The 26,471-nt window shown below is 66.8% G+C and carries 20 protein-coding genes and 1 pseudogene; 15 read left to right on the top strand and 6 right to left on the bottom strand.

From position 1 onward, the window contains the following. Nucleotides 1–35: 35 nt before the first annotated feature. From frr to MMSP_RS20190, 6 genes and pseudogenes are all read left to right on the top strand, one after another. Nucleotides 36–593: a ribosome recycling factor gene (gene frr, locus MMSP_RS20215; RefSeq protein WP_012393625.1), complete on the top strand. Its 558-nt coding sequence runs from the start codon at nt 36–38 to the stop codon at nt 591–593. A gap of 32 nt (nt 594–625) precedes the next feature. Continuing rightward, on the top strand, nt 626–1,540 hold the full coding sequence (locus MMSP_RS20210; RefSeq protein ID WP_020788107.1) for a phosphatidate cytidylyltransferase: 915 nt from the start codon (nt 626–628) through the stop codon (nt 1,538–1,540). Nucleotides 1,541–2,095: 555 nt separating this feature from the next. Then, nucleotides 2,096–5,130: pseudogene (locus MMSP_RS29955) on the top strand (GTP-binding protein CgtA). 109 nt (nt 5,131–5,239) lie between these two features. Continuing rightward, a complete protein-coding gene (gene rlmN / locus MMSP_RS20200) occupies nt 5,240–6,334 on the top strand; it encodes a 23S rRNA (adenine(2503)-C(2))-methyltransferase RlmN (protein WP_020788104.1) in 1,095 nt (364 codons plus the stop codon). A 131-nt stretch (nt 6,335–6,465) separates the two neighbouring features. After that, entirely contained in the window at nt 6,466–6,987 is a 522-nt protein-coding gene (locus tag MMSP_RS20195) for a protein disulfide oxidoreductase (protein ID WP_036426776.1), read from the top strand. A gap of 13 nt (nt 6,988–7,000) precedes the next feature. Beyond that, nucleotides 7,001–7,873: a cytochrome c biogenesis CcdA family protein gene (locus tag MMSP_RS20190; RefSeq protein ID WP_020788102.1), complete on the top strand. Its 873-nt coding sequence runs from the start codon at nt 7,001–7,003 to the stop codon at nt 7,871–7,873. Nucleotides 7,874–7,903: 30 nt separating this feature from the next. On the opposite strand, the gene MMSP_RS20185 is transcribed toward MMSP_RS20190, so the two are convergent. The 3 genes from MMSP_RS20185 to MMSP_RS20175 all read right to left on the bottom strand — a co-directional run bounded on the left by MMSP_RS20185 (nt 7,904) and on the right by MMSP_RS20175 (nt 10,749). Continuing rightward, entirely contained in the window at nt 7,904–8,158 is a 255-nt protein-coding gene (locus MMSP_RS20185; protein ID WP_015355213.1) for a DUF2631 domain-containing protein, read from the bottom strand. A gap of 164 nt (nt 8,159–8,322) precedes the next feature. Beyond that, nucleotides 8,323–8,916, bottom strand: a complete 594-nt coding sequence (locus MMSP_RS20180; protein WP_020788101.1) for a fasciclin domain-containing protein — start codon at nt 8,914–8,916, stop codon at nt 8,323–8,325. Nucleotides 8,917–9,003: 87 nt separating this feature from the next. Next, entirely contained in the window at nt 9,004–10,749 is a 1,746-nt protein-coding gene (locus MMSP_RS20175; RefSeq protein ID WP_036427449.1) for a cytochrome c biogenesis protein DipZ, read from the bottom strand. 93 nt (nt 10,750–10,842) lie between these two features. Here MMSP_RS20175 and dxr point away from each other — a divergent pair, with 93 nt between their 5' ends. The 9 genes from dxr to MMSP_RS20130 all read left to right on the top strand — a co-directional run bounded on the left by dxr (nt 10,843) and on the right by MMSP_RS20130 (nt 20,591). Continuing rightward, a complete protein-coding gene (dxr, locus tag MMSP_RS20170; RefSeq protein WP_036426774.1) occupies nt 10,843–12,051 on the top strand; it encodes a 1-deoxy-D-xylulose-5-phosphate reductoisomerase in 1,209 nt (402 codons plus the stop codon). A gap of 19 nt (nt 12,052–12,070) precedes the next feature. Next, nucleotides 12,071–13,285, top strand: a complete 1,215-nt coding sequence (locus MMSP_RS20165) for an RIP metalloprotease (protein ID WP_036426772.1) — start codon at nt 12,071–12,073, stop codon at nt 13,283–13,285. 22 nt (nt 13,286–13,307) lie between these two features. Next, entirely contained in the window at nt 13,308–14,471 is a 1,164-nt protein-coding gene (ispG, locus tag MMSP_RS20160; RefSeq protein ID WP_020788097.1) for a flavodoxin-dependent (E)-4-hydroxy-3-methylbut-2-enyl-diphosphate synthase, read from the top strand. A gap of 51 nt (nt 14,472–14,522) precedes the next feature. Continuing rightward, the gene (locus tag MMSP_RS20155) at nt 14,523–15,377 is read left to right on the top strand and encodes a GNAT family N-acetyltransferase (RefSeq protein ID WP_036426770.1); all 855 of its coding nucleotides are present in this window, start codon (nt 14,523–14,525) and stop codon (nt 15,375–15,377) included. A 110-nt stretch (nt 15,378–15,487) separates the two neighbouring features. Continuing rightward, the gene (locus MMSP_RS20150; RefSeq protein WP_012393638.1) at nt 15,488–17,302 is read left to right on the top strand and encodes a penicillin-binding transpeptidase domain-containing protein; all 1,815 of its coding nucleotides are present in this window, start codon (nt 15,488–15,490) and stop codon (nt 17,300–17,302) included. A 111-nt stretch (nt 17,303–17,413) separates the two neighbouring features. Beyond that, nucleotides 17,414–17,998 (top strand): DUF1707 domain-containing protein, encoded by a 585-nt coding sequence (locus tag MMSP_RS20145; RefSeq protein ID WP_036427447.1) that lies wholly within the window; start codon nt 17,414–17,416, stop codon nt 17,996–17,998. Nucleotides 17,999–18,102: 104 nt separating this feature from the next. Then, nucleotides 18,103–18,960 carry a type I methionyl aminopeptidase gene (gene map, locus MMSP_RS20140; RefSeq protein ID WP_036426768.1) on the top strand — a complete coding sequence of 286 codons (858 nt, stop codon included), beginning with the start codon at nt 18,103–18,105 and terminating at the stop codon, nt 18,958–18,960. Between the two features lie 206 nt (nt 18,961–19,166). Beyond that, nucleotides 19,167–19,721: an alpha/beta hydrolase gene (locus tag MMSP_RS20135; protein WP_015355220.1), complete on the top strand. Its 555-nt coding sequence runs from the start codon at nt 19,167–19,169 to the stop codon at nt 19,719–19,721. A 114-nt stretch (nt 19,722–19,835) separates the two neighbouring features. After that, nucleotides 19,836–20,591 carry a gamma-glutamyl-gamma-aminobutyrate hydrolase family protein gene (locus MMSP_RS20130; protein WP_015355221.1) on the top strand — a complete coding sequence of 252 codons (756 nt, stop codon included), beginning with the start codon at nt 19,836–19,838 and terminating at the stop codon, nt 20,589–20,591. A 68-nt stretch (nt 20,592–20,659) separates the two neighbouring features. On the opposite strand, the gene MMSP_RS20125 is transcribed toward MMSP_RS20130, so the two are convergent. The 3 genes from MMSP_RS20125 to MMSP_RS20115 all read right to left on the bottom strand — a co-directional run bounded on the left by MMSP_RS20125 (nt 20,660) and on the right by MMSP_RS20115 (nt 25,715). Beyond that, a complete protein-coding gene (locus tag MMSP_RS20125) occupies nt 20,660–21,628 on the bottom strand; it encodes a PPE family protein (RefSeq protein WP_015355222.1) in 969 nt (322 codons plus the stop codon). 884 nt (nt 21,629–22,512) lie between these two features. After that, the gene (locus tag MMSP_RS20120; protein WP_020788091.1) at nt 22,513–23,679 is read right to left on the bottom strand and encodes a PPE family protein; all 1,167 of its coding nucleotides are present in this window, start codon (nt 23,677–23,679) and stop codon (nt 22,513–22,515) included. Nucleotides 23,680–24,458: 779 nt separating this feature from the next. Beyond that, entirely contained in the window at nt 24,459–25,715 is a 1,257-nt protein-coding gene (locus MMSP_RS20115; RefSeq protein WP_015355224.1) for a PPE family protein, read from the bottom strand. Nucleotides 25,716–26,471 lie beyond the last annotated feature (756 nt).

The raw sequence follows: 26,471 nt of genomic DNA, 5'->3' as shown, positions 1-26,471 counted from the left end.
CGATGCAGGGCGCAGCGATGAGGAGGAGCGGCGCAATGATCGATGAGGCTCTCTTCGATGCAGAAGAGAAAATGGAGAAGGCCGTATCGGTAGCCCGTGAAGACATGGCGACAATCCGCACCGGCCGCGCGAACCCCGGAATGTTCTCCCGGATTGTTATCGACTACTACGGCACCCATACCCCTATCACTCAGCTGGCCAGCATCAATGTCCCCGAGGCGCGAATGGTGGTCATCAAGCCGTATGAAGCCAATCAGTTGCATGCGATTGAGACGGCAATTCGCAATTCCGACCTCGGGGTGAATCCCACCAACGACGGCACCATCATCCGAGTGGCCGTACCGCAGCTCACCGAGGAACGTCGGCGCGACCTGGTCAAGCAGGCCAAACACAAGGGCGAGGAAGCCCGGGTCTCGGTGCGTAACATTCGGCGCAAGGCGATGGAAGAACTGCACCGCATCCGCAAGGACGGCGAGGCGGGCGAGGATGAGGTCGCCCGTGCGGAAAAGGACCTCGACAAGAGCACCCACCAGTACGTCGCGCAGATCGATGAGCTGGTCAAGCATAAGGAAGGCGAGCTGCTGGAGGTCTAACGACCTCTCAGCAGCTGAGTCCGTTTAGGTCCGTGGCCAACACCGACGCCACCACCGGCACCCCGGCCGACGAGCCGGTGCAAGAGCCGCCGAAAAAAGCATCACGAGCTGGGCGCGACCTGCCCGCGGCCATCGCGGTGGGCCTCAGCATTGGTTTGTTCCTGGTTGCGACGTTGGTGTTCGCGCCGCGCGGTTGGGTCGCGATCTGTGCGTTTGCGATGGTCGTCGCTACCCACGAGGTGGTGCGGCGGCTACGTGAAGCCGGGTATCTGATTCCGGTTGTTCCGCTGCTGATCGGTGGACAGCTAACCGTCTGGCTGAGCTGGCCATACGGCGTTCGCGGTGTGCTAGCCGGGGTCGGGGCCATGATCGTGGTTTGCATGTTCTGGCGGCTGTTCATGCAGGACAACCTGCCGCACGACGGTGCTGGCAGCGACGGGGTGCCCGCGTCGGGAACCTATTTGCGCGATACCTCGACCACCGTTTTTCTGGCCGTTTGGGTTGTGCTATTCGGTTCCTTCGCCGCGATGCTGGTCTACCCGCCTAACGGCACCGGATGGGTGTTCTGCGTGATGATCGCGATCATCGCGTCCGATGTCGGGGGATACACCGTGGGTGTGCTTTTCGGTAAGCATCCGATGGTCCCCACAATCAGCCCCAAGAAGTCCTGGGAAGGTTTTGCCGGTTCGCTGTTCTGCGGGATCGTTGCAACGACTATCACGGCGACATTCCTGGCGCATGAACCCCCCTGGGTGGGTGCGCTGCTCGGGGTGCTGTTCGTGCTCACCACCACGCTGGGTGACTTGGTGGAGTCGCAAGTCAAGCGTGACCTCGGCATCAAAGACATGGGGCGGCTGCTACCCGGCCACGGAGGTTTGATGGATCGGCTCGACGGCGTTCTGCCGTCAGCGGTGGCGGCCTGGATCGTGATGTCACTGTTGACCTGACAGAGTCAGTCAGCCCCGATGTGACAGCCGGGTCCGGCTCGGAGAAGATGCGGCAGCTGCTTGAGGCGTAACGCATCTTCGGTAGATCCATGCCTTCCAAATGCGTTCCATCCGCCAGAGAGCTCATTTCTGGCGGATTTGCATTTCGCAATTGTGAGACGCAACGAGTCGCTCCCGGCAGACGGAACTGCAGTTCGCGTAATCGAGGTGAGATTGCCGCGAGCCTGGCATGTCGTGATCTTGCTGAGCGGTAATGGCGGTGCCGGAGGCCGGGGGGCGGACAGCGCGGTGCTGGGCGGAACCGGCGGGGCTGGCGGCAACGGCGGTCTCTACGGCAATGGTGGTGCGGGCGGGGCTGGCGGCAACGGGATCGCCGGATCGCGGGGCTTGACCGCGATCACTGCGGGCGACTCGGGTACCGCCGGCCACGACGGTGGCGCCGGTGGTAACGGTGGCGCCGGTGGTCAGGCATTGGCGGCCGGCTACACCGACGGCGCCGGCGGGGCCGGCGGGCTGGCCGGCGACGGCGGCCGCGGTGGTGATGGCGCGGTCGGATTGGGCGGCGATGGCGGCGACGGTGGCCACGGCGGCGACTCCGGTACTGGCGGGTCCGGCGGTGCCGGTGGTACCGGCGGGAGCACCGGATTGCACGGCCTTTCCGGAGCAACCCCGACCAGCGGCGGCAACGGCGGTGCCGGCGGCGAGGGGGGCAGGGGTGCGATCGATATCGCCGGTGGGACCGGCGGGGCCGGTGGTGACGGCGGAACGTATGGCGATGGCGGTGACGGCGGTGCCGGTGGCGACGGTGTTACCGGATCGCAGGGGTCGACCGCGACCACACCGGGGGGCTCGGGTACCAGCGGTGGGGCTGGCAGCGCTGGTGGTGCTGGCGGGTCCGGCGGGCTGGGCGGAACCCTGGCTGGTCACGGCGGTGATGGTGGTGCCGGCGGGGCCGGCGGTGATGGTGGTTTCGGCGGGTCCGGCGCGACGGGTAGTGCCGGGGATCAGGGCAGCGCCGCGGATCCCAACGGTGGCCGTGGCGGTGACGGCGGGTCCGGCGGGCTAGCCGGCGACGGCGGCCGCGGTGGAGACGGCGCGGTCGGGTTCGGTGGGGCCGGCGGGGACGGCGGCCACGGCGGTAACACCGGCGCCGGCGGGGTCGGCGGTAAAGGCGGTGTCGGCTCGACCACCGGACTCACCGGCCTTGGCGGGCATAGCCCGACTAACGGCGGCAACGGCGGTGCCGGCGGTGATGGCGGCAAAGGCGCGGTCGATATCGCCGGCGGTGCCGGCGGTGCCGGCGGTAACGGCGGGCTCTACGGCAACGGCGGGCACGGCGGCGACGGCGGTGACGGCGTCAATGGAGAACGCGGGCTGACCGCGATTGCTCCGGGGGGCTCAGGCACCGACGGCGGCGCCGGCAGTGTGGGCGGCGCGGGCGGGGCCGGTGGCAACGGTGGGGCCCTGGCCGGTCACGGGGGCGACGGTGGCGACGGCGGGTCCGGTGGTGATGGTGGTGCCGGCGGATCCGGCGCGGCCGGTGCCGCCGGGGATAACGGCACCCACAACGGTGGCCGCGGTGGTGACGGCGGCCACGGCGGTACCGGGGGCGACGGCGGTGCCGGGGGCGACGGAGGAGCAGCCGGTCACGCACAAGCGGCCGGCTACTCCGATGGCACCCGCGGTGCTGGTGGGTCCGGTGGCGCCGGTGGCGCCGGCGGGCTGGCCGGCGACGGCGGCCGGGGCGGAAACGGAGCCGCGACAACCGGTGGCGCCGGCGGCGACGGCGGCAATGGCGGTGACCCGGGTGTCGGCGGTGCCGGCGGTAAAGGCGGTGCCGGCTCGACCAACGGATTGAGTGGACTAGGCGGGTACAGCCCCACCAGCGGCGGCGGCGGCGACGGCGGCGACGGCGGCGACGGCGGTGACGGCGGCGACGGCGGCAGCGGTAGCGCCGGCAACCTCTCTAACCCACCGGGCGATTTCGGCGGAGCCGGTGGGCGGGGCGGCAACGGCGGGGCCTACGGCAATGGCGGTAACGGCGGCGACGGCGGGACCGGCGGCGACGGAAGCCAAAGCCTGAGCGGGTCTGGCGGTGGTCCTGGTGGGCATGGCGGTGCCGGCGGCGTGGGAGGTGCCGGAGGAGTCCTCGGCGGTAACGGTGGGGACGGCGGGACGGCGGGACGGGGGGAACCGGTGGCGCGGGTGGTATGGGCGCGCACGGTGAGTCGCAGGTGGACGCAAACGGCCTGAACGGCGGTGCGGGCGGTCTCGGGTCTGCTGGCGGCGCCGGCGGCGACGGCGGCAACGGCGGAAAGGCCCATGCAACCGGATTCCACGATGGTGCCGGCGGCCACGGAGGCGACGGCGGCCAAGGAGGCACCGGGGGGTACGGCGGCGACGGCGGCAACGGCAAAGCCGGGTACAACCAGCGGGCTGGAGGAGATGGTGGTGCCGGTGGCAACGGCGGCACCGGCGGCCTCAACGGCGACGGCACTAGAGCCGCCGGAGGCGCCGCGGGCATTCGAGGGGTCGGTGGCACCGGCGGCAGCGGGGGAGACGGGCTCGGTGGCCGCACCGCGACCGGCGACGGCGGCCACGGAGGTAACGGCGGTGCCGGTGGTTACGGTTCTGTCGGCGGTGTCGGTGGCAGCGGCGGCGACGGCGGCAATGGCGGCAACGGGGGCACCGGGTTCAGTACAAATTCCGCGGCCAGCGGTGGCGCCGGTGGTGGCGGCGGAGAAGGCGGTGGCGGCGGCGATGGTCTCATCGGTGGCGACGGGGGCAGCGGCGGTAACGGAGGTAACGGGGCGGCCGGCAGCACAACGGCCGGCAACGGGGGCCGCGGTGGTACCGGTGGCATCGGTGGCGCCGGTCGTACCAACAGCGGCGACGGTGGCAGCGGTGGGAATGGCGGCGCCGCCGGCGAGGTCGGCCAAACCGCCGCAATCCTGGAAGTGGTCCCCGGCGTTGGTGGCGCCGGCGGCGATGGCGGCGAAGGCGGCTACTCCAACACAGTCGGCGGCGTCGCTGGCAATGGCGGGACTGGTGGTGCCGGTGGCAGCGGCGGCACCCTCGATCACAACGTTGTCTTTACCTACTCCGGGGCCGGCGGGGTCGGCGGCACCGGTGGTGTTGGCGGCTCCAGCACCTACGGCACCGGCGGGGTCGGTGGCGCCGGCGGGACCGGAGGCATGGCCGGTGCCGCGGATGCCAATAACTATGCCGCTGCCAGCGGCGACGGCGGGACCGGCGGGATCGGTGGCGCCGGGGTCACCGGCGGCGACGGCGGCCGAGGCGGGACCGGCGGTAGAAGCACCTTTGCCGGCACCTCCGGCACCGGTGGGATCGGCGGTATCGGCGGCCTCGGCACCGCCGGGGTCGGCGGCTACGGCGGGGACGGCGGCACCGGCGGCACCGGTAACGGCGCTACGGGGGGCTACGGCGGTGCCGGCGGCCGCGGCGGCACCAGCACCATTGACGGACAACGCATTCCCGGCTACAACGGTGGCCCAGGCCAACCTCCTCCACCCGGCTACGCCGGTCCGCCCGGCGTCGGCGGGACCGGCGGCGCCCCCGCAAGCCCCTGACCCCCGCGCGGTGGGCCGTGTGCCGGTCGAACCACGATGAGGGTGCAGAAAGCCGCGGTTGGTTCGCAATCCCGGCTGCGGCCGCGGCACGGATGTCAAACTGGAGCACATGGCCCAAGAGTTGATGTTTGAGGAGCCGCGTCGCGGGAAGCCGCCGCGGCACCTTGCCGATTTCGACGCGGAGGGCCGCGCGTCGGCGGTGGCCGCGCTCGGCCTGCCGCCTTTCAGGGCCAAGCAGCTGGCACACCAGTACTACGGTCGGCTGATCGCCGATCCCCGTCAGATGACCGACCTGCCGGCGGCGGTGCGTGACCAGATCGCCGAAACGATGTTCCCGAACCTGCTGACCGCGGCGCGAGAGGTCACCTGTGACGCGGGCCAGACGCGAAAGACGCTATGGCGCGCCACCGATGGTGTCACCGTCGAATCGGTGCTCATGCGCTACCCGCAGCGCAATACGGTGTGCATCTCCTCGCAAGCGGGCTGTGGGATGGCGTGTCCGTTCTGCGCGACCGGGCAGGGCGGCCTGACCCGCAATCTGTCGACTGCAGAGATCGTCGAACAGGTGCGGGCCGGGGCCGCGGCGTTGCGCGACGAGTTCGGTGACCGGTTGTCGAATGTCGTGTTCATGGGCATGGGGGAGCCGCTGGCCAATTACGCCCGGGTGCTGGCGGCGGTGCGTCGCATCACCGAACCGCCGCCGACGGGTTTTGGCATCTCGGCCCGATCGGTGACGGTCTCGACGGTGGGTTTGGCGCCCGCGATCCGCAAGCTTGCCGATGAACGCCTCGGCGTCACGCTGGCGCTGTCATTGCATGCGCCCGACGACGAACTGCGCGACACGTTGGTGCCGGTCAACAACCGGTGGAAGATCAGCGAAGCTCTCGAGGCCGCGCATTACTACGCAGAGGTGACCGGTCGTCGGGTCTCCGTCGAGTATGCGCTGATCCGTGAGGTCAATGACCAACCTTGGCGGGCTGATCTGCTGGGTAAACGACTGCATGGCGCGCTGGGTCCGTTGGTCCATGTCAACCTGATCCCGCTCAACCCGACACCGGGCAGCGATTGGGATGCGAGTCCCAAGCCGATGGAGCGGGAGTTTGTCAAACGAGTTCGTGCACAAGGGGTTTCGTGCACCGTACGGGATACTCGCGGCCGCGAGATCAGCGCCGCCTGCGGACAGCTGGCCGCCGAAGGCGGGTAGCTGGAGCGTGGGCGATTGGGGCTGGGCCTGCGGACAGCTGGCCGCCGAAGGCGGGTAGCTGCAGCCGGTGCGATGAACCGCGTCAGTGGGTATTACGTCATCAAGGCAAACACCAGTAAGTGAGGTCTGCTATGACTGTTCGCCCTACGCCCCGCAATCGTTGGTTTGCCGCGGTCCTGATGGCCAGCATGGTCGCGCTTGTCCTGACGCTCGGCGTGATCGCCGCGCCGCGCGCCCGCGCCGCCGACGATCGTCTCGATTTCACCGCGACGACGCTGGGCGGCGCGCCCTTCAACGGGGCCAGCCTGCAGGGTAAGCCGGCGGTGTTGTGGTTCTGGACGCCGTGGTGCCCGTTCTGCAACGCCGAGGGCCCCGCCGCCAGCCAGGTGGCGGCCGCCAACCCCGGGGTAACATTCGTCGGCATCGCCGCGCATTCGGACGTGGGTGCGATGCAGGGCTTCGTCTCCAAATACGGGCTGAACTTCACCAACATCAACGACGCCGACGGCGCGATCTGGGCGCGCTACAACGTGCCCTGGCAGCCGGCCTGGGTGTTCTATCGGGCCGACGGTTTCTCGACCTTCGTCAACAACCCCACCTCGGCCATGTCCCAGCAGGAACTGGCCGACCGGGTCGCCGCGCTGACGTCCTGATTCCCCGACCCCGATGAATTCGGCCCTGGTCGCGCTGGCATTCGCCGCCGGATCGGTGGCCGCGCTAAACCCATGCGGATTCGCGATGCTGCCCGCATACCTGCTGTTGGTGGTGCGCGGGCAGCATGGCGGCGAGTCGGGGGAGGCTGCCTCTCCGATCGGCGCGGTCGGCCGAGCCATCGCCGCCACCATCGGGATGGCGCTCGGTTTCCTTACGGTCTTCGGTGCCTTTGGCGCTTTGACCATCTCGGCAGCTTCCACGGTGCAGCGATACCTGCCCTACCTGACTGTGTTGATTGGTGTGCTGCTTTTCGGCCTTGGGGTGTGGCTGCTGTCGGGGCGTGAGTTGGCCGCGCTGACCCCTAGCGGGTTTGGTCCGCGATGGGCGCCAACGGCCCGCTTGGGTTCCATGTACGGCTACGGCGTCAGCTATGCCGTCGCCTCGTTGTCCTGCACCATCGGGCCGTTTATCGCGGTAACCGGGGCGGGCCTGCGGGGCGGTTCGATCCTGGGGGCGGTGGCAATCTACCTGGCCTACATCGCGGGCCTGACCATGGTGGTCGGCGCACTCGCCATTGCCGCCGCGACCGCCAGCTCGGCACTGGCCGACCGGTTGCGGCGGGTGCTGCCGCTGGTCAACCGGATCAGCGGTGGGTTGCTGGCGGTGGTTGGGCTCTACGTCGGCTACTACGGCTACTACGAGGTGCGGTTGACCTCTGGTCTACTGGTCGATCCCCAAGATCGGGTGATCGGTGCGGCCGGCCGCATCCAAGGTGAGTTGGCCGGCTGGGTCCACCAGCAGGGTATCTGGCCGTGGGTGGTGGTGCTGACGTTGCTGGTGGCCGGTGCGTTCAGCGTTAGTTGGTATCGGCGGGCCCGTCGCTAAGCGGCGCGCGCCGAGTTGGTCGGGAAACCGCTATCGGAGCCAGCCGCGCCGGCGGCCCCACAGGTCACGAACCAGGACGGCCAGCGTCAGTACAGCGAACCCGATGAGGAACCAGTCTTCGACATGGCCGACGTGGTTGCCGCGCAGCATCGCCAGCAGGAACACAAAGATGCACGCGCCGGTGATGTGCCAGGTGCGGTAATTGATCCGGCTCCATCCCCAGCGTGCGGACGGCACCTCGGCGATATCGACGCCGGTGAAAGGCTCCACCTCAGTACTGGCCACAGCGATTCCTCCGGATGGGATTGGCTACTGCACGTCTTCGGATCGAACCCGATCATTCTGGCACATCTGCCCGAAGCGCAGACCGGGGTCATCACCTTTGTGCTACCCGTCCGGAGGAATCGCCGTAGCGAAATGCGTCGCCACTGCCGGTGATGCCTAGCTGGCTAGCTGGGCGGCATCAGCACGGTGTCGATCATGTACACCACGGCGTTGGCGGTTTGCACTCCGCCGCAGACCACGGCCGCGTCACCGACCTGTAGGTCATTGCCAGAACCGGTGACGGTCAGCGAGGCGCCCTCGACGGTGCCGTGGATGCCGACCACCTGCGACGGACTCAACTGCCCGGGGACCACGTGATAGGTGAGGATCTTTTTCAGCAGCGGCGCATCGGTTTTCAACGAGTCGATCGTTGCGGCGTCGATCTTGCCGAACGCGGCATCGGTCGGGGCGAAGACTGTGAATTGGCCGCCGTTGAGGGTGTCGACCAGGTTCACCTGCGGGTTGAGCTTGCCGGACAACGCCGAGGTCAGCGTGGTGAGCATCGGGTTGTTCGACGCCGCCACCGCGACCGGTTCGGCCGCCATGCCGGCTACCGACCCTGGCCCGGTCGGCACTTGCTGTGCGTAGGCACTGCATCCGGGGCCGACCAGTGTGTCTGGCGGGCTGGCCATCGCGCTCGGAGCGGTGGCCAGCACCAGGCCTACCGCAGCGGCTGCCGCGAGACCGGTTGCTGCAATTGCTGGGTTGTGGAACTTCATTGCCTATGGCTCCTTTGTTGTCGGGTGGATCTCTGACTGTTATTCGGAGCCGCAGCGGTTTTGGATCGGTGTTGTGGGAAAAATAATTCATCCGTAGGTGAATGAATACACCTGCAATCCTTTGCTGGGATGCACTTCTATCGTGGTTCGCTGCACTTGGTCGCCGGCGATGATTTGATGCGAGGTGGGTGCCCCGCCGATCCGCAGCGTCGTCGACTTGCCGGCTCCGGTCACGGTGAGGGTTCCGGTGCCACCGACCACCAGATAGACGTTCTTGGCGAGGTAGTTCAGCTTGATGCGGCAGTCGTCGCCGTCGGCCGTGGCCCGCTGGTGGTCCAGGGACCAGGGGCCTTGCAGGGCGAAGGTGTCTGGGGGCAGCGCGAGCGGATAGCTGAACGTCGCCGAACCCTGGTCGTAGCCGCTGCCGGCGAAGTTGACCGCTTTGCCCACGCCGAAATATGTCTCGGGGGTCAGGCTCAGCGCGGGTGTGGTGTCGGCGGCGTCCACGGGTGCCGGCAGTTTGGCGCCCGGATTGGCGTCGGTGAGTAGCCGTCTGATCAGGTTCTCCGTGCCGTCGTAGTCACCCTCGCCGAACTTGATGTGCCGAACGGTGCCACTGGCATCGATCAGATACTCGGCGGGCCAGTATGCGTTGCGGTAGTTCGTCCAGGTCGAATAGTTGTTGTCCAGCGCGATCGGGTAGGTGATGTTCAGATCCGCGGCGCCGGCCGCAACATTTTCCGGCACCTTTTCGAACGCGTACTCGGGTGTGTGCACGCCGATCACTTCCAGGCCGCTGTCTTTGTAGGCCCGGTACCAGCCGACGACGTGGGGGATGGCGCGTTGGCAGTTGATGCATGAATACGCCCAGAAGTCGACCAGCACCACGCGGCCTCGCAGCGAACTCAACCGGATCGGTTGGTGCTCAGGGGTGTTGAGCCAGCCGCTGATTCCCGTGATGTCGGGTGCGCTGCCACAGTCTTGCGGTTGGGCGGCGCCGTTGGTGCAGTTGGAGAGCTGCGCGTTTTGGTCAGTCACAAGACCGCCGATGCCGCCCAGGTTGGTGCCGATTTGGTTGGGGCCGCCCACCTGCTCCGGTAGGCCCTGTAGCGCACTGGTGTAGTCGGGGATGGCCCGTTGCAGAGTCGCGGGCAGATTGAGCACCAGGGCCACTGCCAGCAGAATCGTCACGACTCCGGCCCCAATCCGGATCTCGCGCTGGCGCCGACGAAACGCGCTCACCCGTCCTGCCGTCTCGCGCCCGGCCAGGGCGAAGAACAGCAGTGGCAAGGCGGTTCCGAGGGCGAATGCGCAGGTGAGCACGACGGTGTTGAGCCCGATTCTCGAGGTGGCGCCGGCCAGGATGATGGCGGTGAGCACCGGGCCGGCGCAGGGAACATAGAGCACGCCCAGCGCCAACCCGAGCCCGAAACCGGTGCCGCCAGCACTGATCGAGTTGTGCGGGATGCGGGAAAACGGCCGCTGCAGCCACTGTTCGAGTCGCGGAAAGATCAAGCCCAAGCCGATCGCCACCAGCGCGGCCAGCGCGACCCAGCGGATGGTGTCCTGGCGCAGATGCAGCAACGACAGCAGCGCCGAACCCGTCAGGGTCACCAGACAGAAGCTGAGCACCAGGCCGGCGATCACCCGATAGGGGCGTGTCTGGACACGCGCGGCCTTCGGGTCCGGCGTACTAACCCCCGTCTGTGTGGTGGCCACCGTGGCGCCGCCGTGGGCGCCGGAGAAGAAGACCACCGGCAGCACCGGCAGGATGCACGGCGAGATCCCGGTGATCAGACCTCCGACGAAGCCGACGAGTGCAAGCGTGACCATGTTCACTATTCGAAACTGCGGAGGTCCTGGATGGCTAGTCGAAGCGGCGGGCTGGCCGGGCCGCATTGGGGTCGGTCGGGGCACAATGATGGAGTGACTACTGCCACCGACGGGTCCGCCGACGGCCGCTTGCGCGTGCTAGTGCTGGGCAGCACGGGTTCGATCGGCACCCAGGCGCTGGAAGTCATCGCCGCCAATCCGGACCGTTTCGAGGTCGTCGGGCTGGCTGCCGGGGGCAGCAATCTGGACACGCTGCTGCGACAGCGCGCCGAGACCGGCGTAACGGAGATTGCGATCGCCGACGAGCGGGCGGCGCAACTGGCCGGCGACATTGCGTACCAGGGGCCCGACGCTGTCACCCGGCTGGTGGAGGAGACCGAGGCCGACGTCGTCCTCAACGCGCTCGTCGGCGCATTGGGCCTGCGCCCGACGCTGGCCGCGCTGGCATCCGGGGCCAGGCTGGCCTTGGCCAACAAGGAATCGCTGGTTGCCGGCGGTCCACTGGTACTGCAGGCCGCGCAACCCGGTCAGATCGTGCCGGTCGACTCCGAGCATTCCGCGCTGGCTCAGTGCTTGCGAGCAGGCACCCCCGACGAAGTCGCCAAACTAGTGTTGACCGCCTCGGGTGGGCCGTTTCGGGGGTGGTCGGCGGCCGACCTTCAGGAGGTCACCCCGGAGCAGGCCGGTGCCCATCCGACCTGGTCAATGGGCCCGATGAATACGCTGAACTCGGCCTCACTGGTCAACAAGGGACTCGAGCTCATCGAAACCCACCTACTGTTCGGCATCCCGTACGAGCGCATCGAGGTCGTCGTGCATCCGCAGTCGATCGTGCATTCCATGGTCACCTTCGTCGACGGTTCGACCATCGCCCAGGCCAGCCCCCCGGACATGAAATTGCCGATCTCGCTGGCGTTGGGCTGGCCGCGCCGGGTGCCGGGTGCGGCCCGTTATTGCGATTTCAGTCAGGCTCAGACGTGGGAGTTCGAGCCGCTGGACGACGAGGTGTTTCCCGCCGTCGAGCTGGCTCGCCATGCCGGCGAGACCGGCGGGTGCATGACCGCGGTGTACAACGCGGCCAACGAAGAAGCGGCAGCGGCCTTCCTCGCCGGCCGGATCAATTTCCCCGCCATCGTGGGAACTATCGCCGACGTGCTGCACGCTGCCGACCAATGGGCCGTTTCACCCGCTAACGTGGATGACGTACTTGACGCGCAGCGTTGGGCGCGGCAGCGGGCACAGCGTGCGATCGCCAAAGCAAGCCCGGCCGGCGCATGCGAGAAGGTCTCCGGACTGGCTTGAGAAAGGTCGATAGAGGCTGATGATGTTCGTTGTCGGCATTGTGCTCTTCGCACTCGCCATCTTGATATCGGTGGCGCTGCACGAGTGCGGCCACATGTGGGTAGCGCGTGCGACCGGAATGAAGGTGCGGCGCTATTTCGTCGGCTTCGGTCCCACCTTGTGGTCGACGCGCCGAGGCGAAACCGAGTACGGGGTCAAGGCCATTCCGGCGGGTGGCTTCTGTGACATCGCCGGCATGACCCCGGTGGAGGATCTCGAGCCCGACGAACATGACCGGGCGATGTACAAACAGGCGACCTGGAAGCGGGTGGCGGTCCTGTTCGCCGGGCCTGGCATGAACTTCGTTATCTGCCTGGTGCTGATCTATGGCATCGCAGTGGTCTGGGGGCTGCCGAACCTGCACCCGCCCACCCAGGCGATCATTGGCGAAACCGGCTGTGTCGCACCGGAAACGGCTCAAGGAAAACTGGAGCAGTGCACCGGGCCGGGGCCCGCGGCGCTAGCCGGACTGCGCGCCGGTGACGTCGTCGTCAAGGTCGGTGACACCGCGGTCTCCACCTTCGACGAGATGGCGACGGCCATTCGCAAGCTGCACGGCAGCGCGCCGATCGTCGTCGAACGCGACGGAACCACGGTGACGGCCAACGTGGTCATCGAATCCACCCGCCGCTGGGTTCCCAACGAGCAGGGCAATCAACTCGAGCCCCCGACTGTCGGCGCTATCGGGGTGGGTGCGGCCCAGTCCGGGCCGACGCAATACGGGATTCTGTCGGCGCTGCCCGCCACGTTCGCCTTCACCGGTGACCTAACGGTCGAAGTGGGCAGGGTGCTGGTGGCCATCCCGACCAAGGTCGGCGCGCTGGTCCACGCCATCGGGGGCGGCCAGCGTGACCCGCAGACGCCGATCAGCGTGGTCGGCGCCAGCATCATCGGCGGCGACACCGTCGACCACGGGCTGTGGGTGGCCTTCTGGTTCTTCCTGGCCCAGTTGAATCTCATCCTCGGGGCCATCAACCTGCTGCCCCTGTTGCCGTTCGACGGCGGCCATATCGCCGTCGCGGTGTTCGAGAAGATTCGCAACATGATCCGCGCGGCCCGCGGCAAGGTGGCCGCGGCGCCGGTGAACTATCTCAAGCTGATGCCAGCGACCTATGTGGTGCTGGTTTTCGTGGTCGGATACATGCTGTTGACCGTCACCGCCGACTTGGTCAACCCGATCAGGTTGTTCCAATAAGAACCAGAAAGAAGGGGTCACAGTGACCACTGGCCTGGGCATCCCGCAGCCTCCGGCGCCCACGCTTTCGCCCCGCCGCACCACGTGTCAGCTGATGGTCCGCGATGTCGGAGTCGGCAGCGATTACCCGGTCTCGGTGCAATCGATGTGCACCACCAAGACCCACGACGTCAATGCCACGCTGCAGCAGATCGCCGAGCTGACCGCGGCGGGCTGCGACATCGTCCGGGTGGCTTGCCCCCGCCAAGAGGACGCTGACGCGCTGGCCGAGATAGCCCGGCACAGCCAGATTCCGGTGGTCGCCGACATCCACTTCCAGCCGAAGTACATCTTTGCCGCCATCGATGCCGGTTGCGCTGCCGTGCGGGTGAATCCGGGCAACATCAAGGAGTTCGACGGCCGGGTGGGGGAGGTCGCCAAGGCGGCCGGGGCGGTTGGCATTCCGATTCGCATCGGGGTCAACGCGGGCTCGCTGGACAAGCGGTTCATGCAGAAGTACGGCAAGGCCACGCCCGAAGCGCTGGTCGAGTCTGCCCTGTGGGAAGCGTCGTTGTTCGAAGAGCATGGTTTCGGCAACATCAAAATCAGCGTCAAGCACAACGACCCGGTGATCATGGTCGCCGCCTACGAGCAGTTGGCGGCCCAATGTGACTATCCGCTGCACCTGGGGGTCACCGAGGCCGGTCCGGCCTTTCAGGGCACCATCAAGTCCGCGGTCGCTTTCGGTGCGCTGCTCTCCCGTGGCATCGGTGACACCATCCGGGTGTCGTTGTCGGCCCCACCCGTGGAGGAAGTCAAGGTCGGCAACCAGATTCTCGAGTCGCTGAATCTGCGACCACGGTCCCTTGAGATCGTGTCCTGTCCGTCCTGCGGACGCGCTCAGGTTGACGTCTACACGCTGGCCAACGAGGTCACCGCCGGCTTGGACGGTCTTGACGTTCCGTTGCGGGTGGCCGTGATGGGGTGCGTCGTCAACGGTCCTGGTGAAGCGCGTGAGGCTGACCTGGGAGTGGCCTCGGGCAACGGCAAGGGCCAGATCTTTGTGCGGGGCGAAGTGATCAAGACGGTGCCCGAAGCGCAGATCGTCGAGACCCTGATCGAGGAGGCGATGCGCATCGCCGCAGAAATGGGAACTGAGGATCCGGGCACGACATCAAGCGGTGCGCCTATTGTGACCGTAAGCTGATAGGGGGCAGTGAATTGTCTGGCCTCAGTTCGCACCACAGAGAGATCTGAGATGTCGGCTCCGCTCATCATGCGCCTTGTCGGCGAACGACGGGTGTCTGTGGTGCGTGACGTTGCCGCATTGTGGCGAGTGCTCGACGAGAATCCGGTTGAATCGTGCATGGTCGCCGCGCGGGTGGCCGACTACGGAATCGAGCCCAATTCGCTTGGCGGGGAACTGTGGACGCGCGACGGAGTGGATGAGTCGTTGTGCTTCGCCGGCGCCAACCTGATCCCGCTGCGCGGTGAATTGATCGATTTGAACGCGTTCGCCGATGAGGCGAAGAGCACCGCGCGGCGGTGTTCGTCGCTGGTGGGCCGGGCCGATCTGGTGCTGCCGATGTGGCAGCGCCTGGAGTCGGCCTGGGGGCCGGCCCGCGATGTGCGTGACCACCAGCCGCTCATGGCCATCAACACCCACCCCAGTTGCGCGATCGACCCGGAGGTACGCCAGGTCCGACCCGAGGAGTTGGACGCCTACCTGGTGGCCGCCGTGGACATGTTCATCGGTGAGGTGGGCATCGATCCTCGCCTCGGAGACGGCGGCCGGGGTTATCGCCGCCGGGTCGCCAGCCTCATCGCGGCCGGGCGGGCGTGGGCCCGGTTCGAGCACGGTGAGGTGATTTTCAAGGCCGAGGTGGGGTCGCAGTCTCCGGCCGTCGGGCAGATCCAGGGGGTTTGGGTTCATCCGGAGCGGCGCGGCCTGGGTTTGGGTACCGCGGGAACCGCCACGCTTGCCGCGGTGACCGTCGGCAGCGGGCGCATCGCCAGCCTGTACGTGAACAACTTCAACACGGTCGCCCGCGCCGCCTACACGCGCGTCGGCTTCAAGGAAGTCGGCACCTTCGCCACAGTGCTGCTCGACTGAGCAGCCTCCTGCACCAAACCCCTTCGTAGCGTCAACCAGATCCGACATAACGGTTGGGTCTCGGTGTGTCTACGCCCTCCTTGGCGTCACTGTTCTTAACATCAGTAACGATGGTAACTAGAGCAACATTGGCCTCAGCTGGCGCAGCCCTTTTGTTGGTCTGCTGCATGGCGCTGCCAGGCTGCACGCCCCGCCCCGAGGGCCCGGGGCCGGCTGCCGCGAAATTCTTCGCCGCGCTCGCCGTTGGCGATACCGCGACCGCGGCCCAGCTCAGCGACAACCCCAACGAAGCCCGGGAAGCGCTCAACGCCGCGTGGGCGGGTCTGCAGGCGACCCACCTGGACGCGCAGATCCTCAGCTCGAAGTATGCCGAGGACACGGGCACCGTCGTCTACCGCTTCACCTGGCACCTTCCCAAGAATCGGACGTGGACCTATGACGGCCAGTTGAAGATGGCCCGCGATGAGGGGCGCTGGGCGGTCCGCTGGGTATCCACCGGCTTGCATCCCAAGCTGGGGGAGCACCAGACGTTTTCCCTGCGCGCCGACCCGCCCCGGCGGGCGTCGGTCAACGAGCTCGGCGGCACCGACGTGCTCGTGCCGGGCTACGTGTATCACTACGCTCTGGATGCCGTCGAGGCCGGCCGCAACCTGATCGGGACCGCCCACGCCGCGGTTGATGCCCTGCACCCCTTCAACGACACGCTCAACGACCCGCAGCTGCTCGCCGAGCAGGCCAGTTCGTTGACGCACCCGCTGGATTTGGGGGTCACCCTGCGTCCTGACGACAGCGGTCGGGTCGCCGAAGCGATCGGCCACCTGCCCGGTGTGGTGATCACGCCTCAGCCCGAGATGTTGCCGACCGACGATCATTTCGCCGGAGTCGTCATGACCGAGGTGAAGAAAGCCGTGGTCGACGAGCTGGAGGGCGAGGCGGGCTGGCGGGTGGTCAGCGTCAACCAGAACGGTGTGGACGTGGCGGTGCTGCATGAGGTGGCACCGTCACCGGCGCCGTCGGTCACCATCACGTTGGATCGGGCCGTGCAGAACGCCGCGCAGCGCGCGGTGGACGCCAGGGGCGGCAAGGCGATGATCGTGGTGATCAAGCCTTCGACCGGAGAGATTCTGGCGGTGGCGCAGAATGCCGCCGCCGACGCCGACGGCCCGGTTGCCACCACCGGCCTGTATCCACCCGGGTCGACCTTCAAGGTCGTTACCGCCGGTGCGGCCGTCGAGCGCGATATGGCCACCCCCAACACCATGCTCGGCTGCCCCGGCGAACTCGACATCGGCCATCGCACGATCCCCAATTACGGCGGCTTCGATCTCGGCGTAGTGCCGCTATCACGCGCGTTCGCCAGTTCGTGCAACACCACCTTCGCGGAACTGAGCAGCAAGATGCCCCCGCGCGGGTTGACGCAGGCGGCCATTCGCTACGGCATCGGGCTCGACTATCGAGTGGAGGGCCTCACCACGGTCACCGGTTCGGTGCCCCCGACGGTGGACCTGGCAGAGCGCACCGAGGACGGGTTCGGCCAGGGCAAGGTGCTGGCCAGCCCCTTCGGGATGGCGCTGGTGGCGGCCACCGTGGCCGCGGGCAGGACACCGGTTCCGCAGCTCATCGTCGGTCGGCCCACGCAGGTGACGGGTGAGGGCGCGCCGATCAGCCCGAAGATGGTGGACGCGCTGCGCCCCATGATGCGCCTGGTGGTGACCAACGGCACCGCCAAAGAGATCGCCGGGTGCGGCGAGGTCTTCGGCAAGACCGGTGAAGCCGAATTCCCGGGCGGGTCGCATTCCTGGTTCGCCGGATACCGCGGTGACCTGGCGTTCGCCTCGCTGATTGTCGGCGGTGGCAGCTCGGAATACGCCGTGCGGATGACCAAGATGATGTTCGAGCTGATGCCGCCCGGGTACCTGACCTAGCCGCTGTGGGCGCCTGGCTGGGCCCGCGGCGTCGCCACCGATCCCGCAACCGCGGTAAGTTGCCAGGAGAGGCGGATGATCGCCGTTAGCGAGGGACATCAGGAAAAGGCCATGACGGATTCCGGTGCAGAGATGGTGGCGTTGCGGGTCTCCGACGCCGACAGGAACGGCACGATGCGCCGTTTACACAACGCGGTGGCGCTCGGGTTGATCGACATCAATGAATTCGAGCAGCGTTCGTCTCGGGTGTCGTTTGCGCGCACCCAGAACGAACTGGACGGGCTGGTCTGTGACCTGCCCGGGCCGGGTGCCATCGTCACATCCGCGGCTGACCGGGTCGAATTGCGTGGCTGGGCCGGGTCGCTGAAGCGCCATGGCGAATGGATGGTCCCGACTCGCCTGGCGTTGGTTCGCCGGCTGGGCTCGATCGAACTCGACCTGACCAAGGCGCGTTTCGCGGGACCCGTGGTGGTGATCGAACTCGACATGAGGTTCGGCTCACTCGAGCTCAGACTGCCCGAGGGGGCCAGCGCCTCCATCGACGACGTCGAGGTTTACGTGGGCAGTGCCAGCGACCGTCGCAAGGATGCCCCTGGTGAAGGCACACCGCATGTCGTGGTGACGGGCCAGGTGGTGTGCGGCTCCGTGGTGATCCGGGGTCCGCGCCGGGCCTTGCTGCGCCGCCATCAGGTGTAACCAGCGGTTCGTCCAGGCAGCGACCATCGGGGCGGGATGTGACGGCGGGCCGGGCGCTCCCGGTGAGGTGCGAGTCACCGGCCAGGCGCGACTAAGCTAGCGGGATGCCTGCTCGCACCGCGCTTTCCCCCGGAGTCCTCTCGCCGATGCGCTCGGTGCCCAAGTGGATCGCGCGCCCGGAGTATGTCGGCAAGCCGACGGCCCGCGAAGGGACCGAGCCATGGGTGCAGACGCCTGAGGTCATCGAGAAGATGCGCGTGGCCGGGCGGATCGCGGCCGGCGCACTGGTCGAGGCGGGCAAAGCGGTCGCACCCGGGGTCACGACCGACGAGCTGGACCGGATCGCCCACGAGTACATGGTCGACAACGGCGCCTACCCGTCGACGCTGGAGTACAAGGGCTTCCCCAAGTCGTGCTGTACCTCGCTCAACGAGGTGATCTGCCACGGAATCCCCGACTCGACGGTGATCGCCGACGGTGACATCGTCAACATCGATGTCACGGCTTACTTCGACGGGGTGCATGGCGATACCAACGCGACCTTCCTGGCCGGCGACGTCTCCGAGGAGCACCGGCTGCTGGTGGAGCGCACCCGGGAAGCGACGATGCGGGCGATCAACGCCGTCAAACCCGGACGGGCGTTGTCGGTCATCGGGCGAGTGATCGAGGCGTATGCAAATCGCTTTGGCTACAACGTGGTTCGCGACTTCACCGGCCACGGCATCGGTACCACCTTCCACAACGGGCTGGTTGTATTGCATTACGACCAGCCTGCGGTGGAGACGATCATGCAGACCGGGATGACATTCACCATCGAGCCGATGATCAACCTGGGCACGTTGGACTACGAGATCTGGGATGACGACTGGACGGTGGTCACCAAGGACCGCAAGTGGACCGCGCAGTTCGAACACGCGCTGCTGGTCACCGATACCGGTGCCGAGATTCTCACGTTGCCATGAGCTCTCCACACGCGAGCAGACGCAAACTCGCGTAGCCGTCCGCGTGCCGGTGCGATTTTGCGTTTGCTCGCCATGCTCGGTGGCGTCGGCGGTTGACCCGTTACCGGGTGGTTAGCCGCAGGAAGCTCGAGGTGTCGCGGGACTGCGACTGGATGAACTCGTGGCACGCTCTGGTCGATTGGCGGTAACTTGCGTAGGTGCCCTCGATGATGACCACGCTCGACGGATTCCCGGTCCAAGTGGCAGTGGCCGGTCCCGCAAATGGCGTCGTCGTCGTCATTCTTGGTGCCGATCAACGCGCCGTCACCGCGTATGACGCGGTGTGCGAGCGGCTGCATACCGCCTCACTTCGAACGGTGGTGGTGGGCGCCGACCCGCGGCTGACGTCAAAATCCGTGGTTGGCATCCTCGATGCCCTGGGTATCAAGTGGGCGGTGGTGGTCGGCGATCGGGAGGGCGCCGAACTCGCCTGGGAACTGGCGGCGACGAGGTTGGGCAGGTTCGCCGGCTTGGTCGCAATTGACCGTGGCCATCCGGCGATCGCCGATTCCGAGGGCGTCGTTCGCGATGACTCGTGTCCGCCCGTCGAGATCGCCACCACCGTGCTGGTGACTTCGGCGGCCGTGCGGGAAGCGGCCCGTAACAGCCAGCAGTTGGTCTACGCCGAGTATCGGGTGGTTGAGCTGCTGGGCCGACGCAACGCGCAGGAGTCGACGGCCCAGCTGGCCACCGAGATCGTGCTGCGCACCAGCGGTTGGTAGGTGCCGCCAACCTGGCCTTCCGCGAGCGGGCCGGGGATGTCTAGTCGTGTGCCACAACCGTTTCCGTTGAAATATTCGGCATGACACCACGCTGGGCGATGCGGATGCTCCAGCATGATGGGGAGAGGACGGGTGGTCTTGAACGCCGCTGGACCGGGACCGATCGTGGGGATGACCACATATCTGGACCAGGCCAAGACTGGTGTCTGGGATGTCAGCGCAAGTTTTCTGCCCGCCAGCTATTTCGACGGTGTCACCATGGCTGGTGGCATCGCCGTGCTGCTGCCTCCGCAGCGGGCCGATGCCGATGCTGCCAACAGAGTGCTCGACAGCCTCGATGCCCTGGTCATCACCGGAGGTAAGGATGTCGACCCCGCTGCCTACGGCCAACAGGCGCATCCGGCCACCGACGAGCCGGCACCGATCCGGGACAGCTGGGAGTTCGCGCTACTGCGTGGTGCGCTGCAACGGGGGCTACCGGTGCTCGGTATCTGCCGCGGCGCTCAAGTTCTCAACGTCGCATTCGGTGGGACGCTGCACCAGCACCTGCCCGATGTGCTCGGGCACAACGGACACCGGGCAGGCAACGCGGTGTTTTCCTCGCTGCCGGTGCGTACCGTGCCCGGGACCCGGTTGGCGACCTTGATCGGGGAGTCCGCGCAGGTGCGTTGCTACCACCACCAGGCCGTCGCCGAGGTGGGCGAAGGCTTGGTGGTCAGCGCCTTTGATGTCGACGGCGTGGTCGAGGCGCTGGAGCTGCCGGGGGAGAACTTCGTGTTGGCCGTGCAGTGGCATCCCGAGGAGTCATTGGAGGATCTGCGTCTGTTCTCGGCGGTGGTTGATGCCGCCCGGTCGCGCAGGAGCGGGTGAGCGGATCGGCCCTCCCGATTGGACGCCGCACTCGCCTCCGCCGACCTGGCTGCGCCCTAGTGTGGGCGCTACCCCGGCGGCTCACTGCCGACGGCGTCACCGATTGGTTCGCAGATCCATCCGGTGCGTTGTAGCACCGAGACGACGGGGCTGGCGGCAATCGCTGTTATCCACGCCTGCGGCACCGACAACGCTCCGATCGACGTTGCGTGATCAACGTCGACCAAAAGCTGGCTACCGCCACTGTCTGCGACGGTGGTTCGTGCTAGGCCCGAGGCGGTAGCCGTTTCCAGGACATGTAGCGTGCGGGCCGCGAGATTTGACCGTAGGACAACCGAACTCAGTCTTGACAGCGACAAAGCCGCCGGGGAGATCGCGGCACCCAATGACGCATAGGGCGCAGACAGGGCCTTGAGCGCTCGCGGAATTGATGAAACCACCTGAGTGCCGGTAGTCATGATCGCGAGGCTATCCATGGCGGCTGTCCCGCAGGCAACGGGCGAACCACGGTGGGCCAGCTTCGTGAACCCGATGGCGACGAGTTGGGAGGTCAACGGCGTCGACCTCGGTGAGATAGCCAGGGCGCCGGCGAAGTCGTGCACGGCGTCGGCGCAGTGCACCCACACCCGGTCGTACTCGGCTTCGAGCTCGGCGATCACCGGGCTGGCCTGGCCCAGAAAGTTGTTCGCCGACAACCACTTTCTCATCATGCGGTTGGGCGCGATCAGCTGTGCCGATGTCATCTTTGCTGCTGCCTGTTCGTAGGCTTGCGCGGCAGTTTCGGCCTGAACCGCGGTCTGACTGGCATGGCGGGCCAGGGCGGTGAGCAATGCCCAGTGCGGCGCAATGACCCGCATCACCGGCACCGCCGCCGGCCCGCGCCACCCGCTGGTGAGCCCGGCGGCGATCGAACTACATTCCGCCCCAATCTGGCGCATCCCGGCGGTCAACCCGCGCAACGCCACCGCGGTGGCCTGCAGGGAGCCCGGACGGGCTCGGCCGGAGTTGACCTCCGGTGGCAACTTTCCGAAGTCCATGGCTATCTCTTCGGCCTCTTCCGCGCGACAAATGTTCGGGGGATGGCAGGAGTGGGCCGCAAAGACATGATCAATTCCTAAAGTGCTGGGGGACGGGTTGATTCCGCTGTTGTCCCGTTATCGATGTGCTCGGGATCGTTGGCATTCGATGGCATCCCGCGAAGGGGTTACCGCATCGAAGAACGAAGAACGGCGTCATGCAACCAGCGCAGACGCGTTGAAAGCGCGTGGTTGGCAATCACCTGTAACCGGTTGTGCTGCAGCACAACCGTCGGGAACGATCAGCGCCGAGCGACGCAGAACTCGGTCAAGATATCTCGGTCAGCGGCAGTCGCCGCCGGTGGACCGGGCGGGTGCACGTGGATCAGCTGGGATTGCTAGCCCCGGGTTACCCAACCACTCGTCGGCGACCAGGCCGAAAGTGGCCCAAGGTGGGCCCGGCTTGGCGGCCGATCCCGCGTCATCCAAGCGTTTCTGAAGGGTTTCTGATGCGCGGGAGGAGCGTCTTGATCGCTATGGTTCACGGGTTGTGGGCCGTGAGCGAGCTGCAGGTGGCCGATATCGGGGATCGCCTGCGACCATGCTGCGGGTTGCAGTAGTGCCGCGGCGGAAAGCCCGGACCGCAGTGCCCAGCCCGCGATGACGGCGGCAAAAAGACCTACCGCGACGACAACAACGACGACGGCGCGTTGCCATCGTCGGGGAGAAGCCGCGCATGGGAAGGTCACAGTGGCGCAAACATACAGCGCCAGCATTGTTGGGGGCTGGAAGAAACCTTTGAGATTGGTTAGAGGAATGGCATTTTCAGCTGGGTAACTGAGCACGGGCACGTGATCGGGGCCCGATGTGGCGTGGGCCCCAACAGCATCCCGTCATCGTTTGGGTCATCCGGCGGCCGGGGAACGGGGTACCACCGTTGAGCGCAGCTCGAACCGGGAGGCGGCAGGGCCGTTGGCGCTGCGCCCGGCCATGCCGGTCAACGGCATGAACGGCATACCTGCGGTGCCGCTGTCTAGGGTGCCGACCGAGGACAAACTGCTCGGCAGGTTCGCGGCGACGGCACTTGTGGCTGGCGCCGTGATCCAAGAATGCGGAACCGACAACGCCCCTACCGTCATGCCGCGGCCCATTGGGGCGCTCAGTGCCGCACCGCTACCCGTGATTCCCAGCGAAACCGATCCCAGCGATTGCGCCCCGGATTCGACCGCCTTGACCGCACCTGTGGCCGCGGCAGTGAGCGAACCGGTTGCGGCTTTGGTAAATCCGATCCCCTTATCGAGAAAGTTCAGCGCGTACATGGCGAAGTTCAGCGGCACGGCCAGTGAGCTCAGCTTCGAAAGCGACGTTGACAACGACGTGAAGGCGCTATTCAGGGATGTCATGATGGGTGCGGTGGCGAGCCCAGCCAGGGTCCCGGGCAGCGTTGTGATCACCTGAGATGCCGCCAGTACGGCCTCGAGGCTTGGCGCAGCCGCCGATGCGCCGGTCGATTGCGTGGCGGCAACACCTTGTCTGGCCAACCCGACCGGGTCGGTGATCGGCGGCGGTGAAGTAAATGGCGTCAGCCGTGTGGCGCTCGCGCAAGCACCCGCGTAGCCATACATCGCTGCCGCATCCTGAGCCCACATCTGTTCGTAGTTGGCCTCGGTTGTCGCGATCGCCGGGCTGTTCTGACCTAGTAGGTTGGTCGCGATCAACGCTGCCAGATGGGCACGGTTGGCGGCGATCACCGGTGGCGGCACTGTCGCCGCGAACGCGCCGGCGTGGGCACTGACGGCCGCTCTTGCCTGGGCTGAGGCTAGCTCTGCCTGGGCCGCGGTGGTGCTGAGCCACGCCGCGTAGGGCGCGGCGGCTTGGGCCATCGCGGTAGCGGCCGGGCCCTGCCACTTGCCGGCCAGTCCCGCGGTGATGGAGCTATAGCAACTGGCCGCCGAATAGAGCTCGGTGGCCAACGCGTCCCAGGCTGTTGCCGCGGTCTGCATGGATGTCGATCCTGGCCCGGCATACATGCGAGCGGAGTTGATTTCGGGTGGTAAAGCTGCATAGTCCATTGCTATTTCCTCGGGTCTTGCGCCGGCTGGCTGGCTTGGTGCGTTGGCGTGTCTGTCGCCGCGGGCATGACGAATTAGTTTGTGGCGCGACAGAACATGCACTTCTTCTGGACATGTTTGGGTGAGCCGTTTAGGGCATGGCAAGTCGCACGGGTCAGCGAGATTGCTGACCGGGTGTAGGTTTCGCCGGCTCCGTGTCAGCCTTGGAATGGCCGCACAACGAGCCTGGTGCTAGCCGATCAGCAGCGAGCGACGCAGAGCTGGTTGAGATATGCCCGCCCGGCGGCAGCTGCCAGCGGGGCGCGCGCACGCAGTGCCCTGAGCGGGTGGCCCGCCGTGGTCAGTGAGGCAGGTGTGGATAGCCACCACTGCGGCGGTGCCGAGCGCGACCACGTCGGCGGCCGATCCCGTTTCAACCCAGCGCTTTTGCAGGGGCTGTGACCTGTGGATGACGAGCGTTGGTGCCCGGTGCTGCGCACGGACGGTTTGTCGATGTCGGCTCGGCTGAGGCCGGCGGCGGATGCTGTTGCGGCCGGATGCGACGGAGTGGCGGCCGCCACCCCAGAGCGCAATGCCCAGCATCCGATGACGGCGGCGAATAGGCAAAGCCCGGCCACCACAGCGATGGCTGACTGCCATCGCGTCGGCTTGTTGGGGCCCCGCAGAAACACAGTGATTCAACGGTACCAGCGACCGCGCTCAGCTGAGGTGGTAAGGCATGAAACGGCTTTCGCGCCGGTGCCGAGCATGGCCGTGAACCGGATTGGCAGGGAGTCCGGTCAACCCGCCGCTGGCGGGTGCATGACCACTGTCGGCTTGAACCCGTAGCGGGGGACCTCGCTGAAACCGCGTCCGCCAAAGCCGCTCAATGGCAGCCCGCCGAGCATGCTCGCCGGGCCGTGTGCGGTCAGGGGTGCGCCGGCGGCAACGGATGGCAAGGTCGCCACTGCGGCGCCGACCGGCGAGGTTGCCGCCCAGGTCGGGGGCACCGACAATGACCCGATCGAGGCCGCATTTCCCACCCCCGCCGACACGGCGGTGCCCAACCCGCCGAATCCGCCGAGACCGGGTGCGGCCCCGCCGAGGCCGCTGCTGGCGGCGATGGCGGCGTCCTCGGCAGCGTCCATGGCCGAGAAACTGGATAGCCCGAAGAAGTCACACATGGTGCCAAAGAAGTTGCCGGGCGTGTAGAAGCCGGAGCCGATCGCGTTCGTGGTTATTGCGTTGACGGCTGTGCCCAGCGGCGATCCGTCGGTCCCGTTGAAGAATGCGAGCAGCCCGCTCGGGGTCGTCAGGTCGATGCCCTGTAAACCGAGCCAACTTTGAATGCGGTCCAGTTGTGGGGCACCCAGCCCCAGCGCGCCCGCGACATCGGTGATGGTCACGCCGGACGCTGACGGCGAGGCCAGCCCCTGCAGGGCGGTCGGCACCGTTGACATTACCTGCGACAGCGATGCCTGGCTTTGGGCGCTACTTGTGGTCGCGGCCTGGGCGATCAGGCCGGCCTCGGGGCTGGTGGTCGGTGGTGGGTCGGCGAACGGGGTCAACTGCGTTGCCGTCGCGCAGCACGCGGCATAGCCGTACATGGCGGCCGCATCTTGGGCCCACATCTCGCCGTAGGCGGCCTCGGCGGCGGCGATGGCCGGCGTGTTTTGGCCGAGTAGGTTGGTGGCGACCAATGAGGCCGACAGCGCGCGGTTGGCCGCGATCATCGGCGGTGGCACGGTCATGGCGAATGCGGTTTCGTAGGCCGCGGCGGCGGCCTTGGCCTGCAGTGAAGCCTGCAGGGCCTGTGTCGCGGTGCCCGCCATCCAGGCGATGTAGGGGGCGGCGGCGGAGGCCATCGAGGTCGATGCGGGCCCCCGCCACGGCCCGCTCGTCATGGCGGCCAATGCTGAACTGTAATCGGCTGTGGCCGAGGATAACTCGGTAGAAAGGCCATCCCAGGCCAGTGCGGCGGCCAGCATCGGGCCCGAGCCGGGGCCGGTGTACATGCGTGCCGAGTTGACTTCGGGCGGAAGCGCCGCGTAGTCCATGGTTGTACCCACGGCTCAACCGGCGATGATTACGTTGGTGGCTTCGTTGGTGGGATGGCAGTCCGCACCGACCGACCGCCTCGGACCAAGGTATTTGGCGTTATCCGCTGCCGCGGAGCATATTTGGGGTATCGTTCGGGCAGATGACATGGGCTTCTCTTTCGGAATCGAGCCCGGCCCCGGTAAAGGTGTCCGTGTTTGGGCGCGCAGCGGCGCACGATTGAAAAACAGCATACGAGCATGAAATATGGCTCAGTGAAACCATTTTCGATGTCGAGCGCGATACCGGGACCGGATGGGTAGATTACGGCCGTCGACTTCAGTGAATTGCTCCGCCCGTGGTTGGGGGAGAAGCTGGTCCGATCGTTGTGTCGATTGTGCGTTGATCCATGGCTGGGATGCCGGAAATGCCTCCCCACCAACGTCTATCAGATCGGATCGTCATCGAATCCGGTACCGGCGCGGTGGTGCCCGCGGCTTGAGGCCGACCCAAGCCGATGTGACGACGCGTATCAGCCGACGCGTTCGGCAGGCATCGAGCACTGCTCTTCTAGCCGTGCGCTACTGCAGGTCAGGAAACAAGGTGCCGATTTGTCCGGTGCAATAGTCTTTCGAATCAAGCGCGACGATGGCTGCCGGCAGCACAGAGCACAGGCCATGTGCGTCCCCTTAGGGTTGGCGGAGACTCCCTGTATCTAGAAGGTAACTACTGCAACCACATTGATGCAATCGATTTGCAGAAATAGTTGCGAATCA

The sequence above is a fragment of the Mycobacterium sp. 012931 genome, from assembly GCF_000419295.1.
GTDB classification, from domain to species: Bacteria; Actinomycetota; Actinomycetes; order Mycobacteriales; family Mycobacteriaceae; genus Mycobacterium; species Mycobacterium marinum.
The sequence above is the reverse complement of the archived record's forward strand: the minus strand, read 5'-3'. Positions and strand labels throughout refer to the sequence as shown.

Coding starts and splice junctions, on each gene's coding strand:
- frr (WP_012393625.1), top strand. CDS start 36: ATGATCGATGAGGCTCTCTTCGATGCAGAAGAGAAAATGGAGAAGGCC.
- rlmN (WP_020788104.1), top strand. CDS start 5,240: ATGGCCCAAGAGTTGATGTTTGAGGAGCCGCGTCGCGGGAAGCCGCCG.
- MMSP_RS20195 (WP_036426776.1), top strand. CDS start 6,466: ATGACTGTTCGCCCTACGCCCCGCAATCGTTGGTTTGCCGCGGTCCTG.
- MMSP_RS20190 (WP_020788102.1), top strand. CDS start 7,001: ATGAATTCGGCCCTGGTCGCGCTGGCATTCGCCGCCGGATCGGTGGCC.
- MMSP_RS20180 (WP_020788101.1), bottom strand. CDS start 8,916: ATGAAGTTCCACAACCCAGCAATTGCAGCAACCGGTCTCGCGGCAGCC.
- MMSP_RS20175 (WP_036427449.1), bottom strand. CDS start 10,749: ATGGTCACGCTTGCACTCGTCGGCTTCGTCGGAGGTCTGATCACCGGG.
- MMSP_RS20165 (WP_036426772.1), top strand. CDS start 12,071: ATGATGTTCGTTGTCGGCATTGTGCTCTTCGCACTCGCCATCTTGATA.
- MMSP_RS20155 (WP_036426770.1), top strand. CDS start 14,523: ATGTCGGCTCCGCTCATCATGCGCCTTGTCGGCGAACGACGGGTGTCT.
- MMSP_RS20150 (WP_012393638.1), top strand. CDS start 15,488: ATGGTAACTAGAGCAACATTGGCCTCAGCTGGCGCAGCCCTTTTGTTG.
- MMSP_RS20145 (WP_036427447.1), top strand. CDS start 17,414: ATGACGGATTCCGGTGCAGAGATGGTGGCGTTGCGGGTCTCCGACGCC.
- map (WP_036426768.1), top strand. CDS start 18,103: ATGCCTGCTCGCACCGCGCTTTCCCCCGGAGTCCTCTCGCCGATGCGC.
- MMSP_RS20135 (WP_015355220.1), top strand. CDS start 19,167: ATGATGACCACGCTCGACGGATTCCCGGTCCAAGTGGCAGTGGCCGGT.
- MMSP_RS20130 (WP_015355221.1), top strand. CDS start 19,836: ATGATGGGGAGAGGACGGGTGGTCTTGAACGCCGCTGGACCGGGACCG.
- MMSP_RS20125 (WP_015355222.1), bottom strand. CDS start 21,628: ATGGACTTCGGAAAGTTGCCACCGGAGGTCAACTCCGGCCGAGCCCGT.
- MMSP_RS20120 (WP_020788091.1), bottom strand. CDS start 23,679: ATGGACTATGCAGCTTTACCACCCGAAATCAACTCCGCTCGCATGTAT.
- MMSP_RS20115 (WP_015355224.1), bottom strand. CDS start 25,715: ATGGACTACGCGGCGCTTCCGCCCGAAGTCAACTCGGCACGCATGTAC.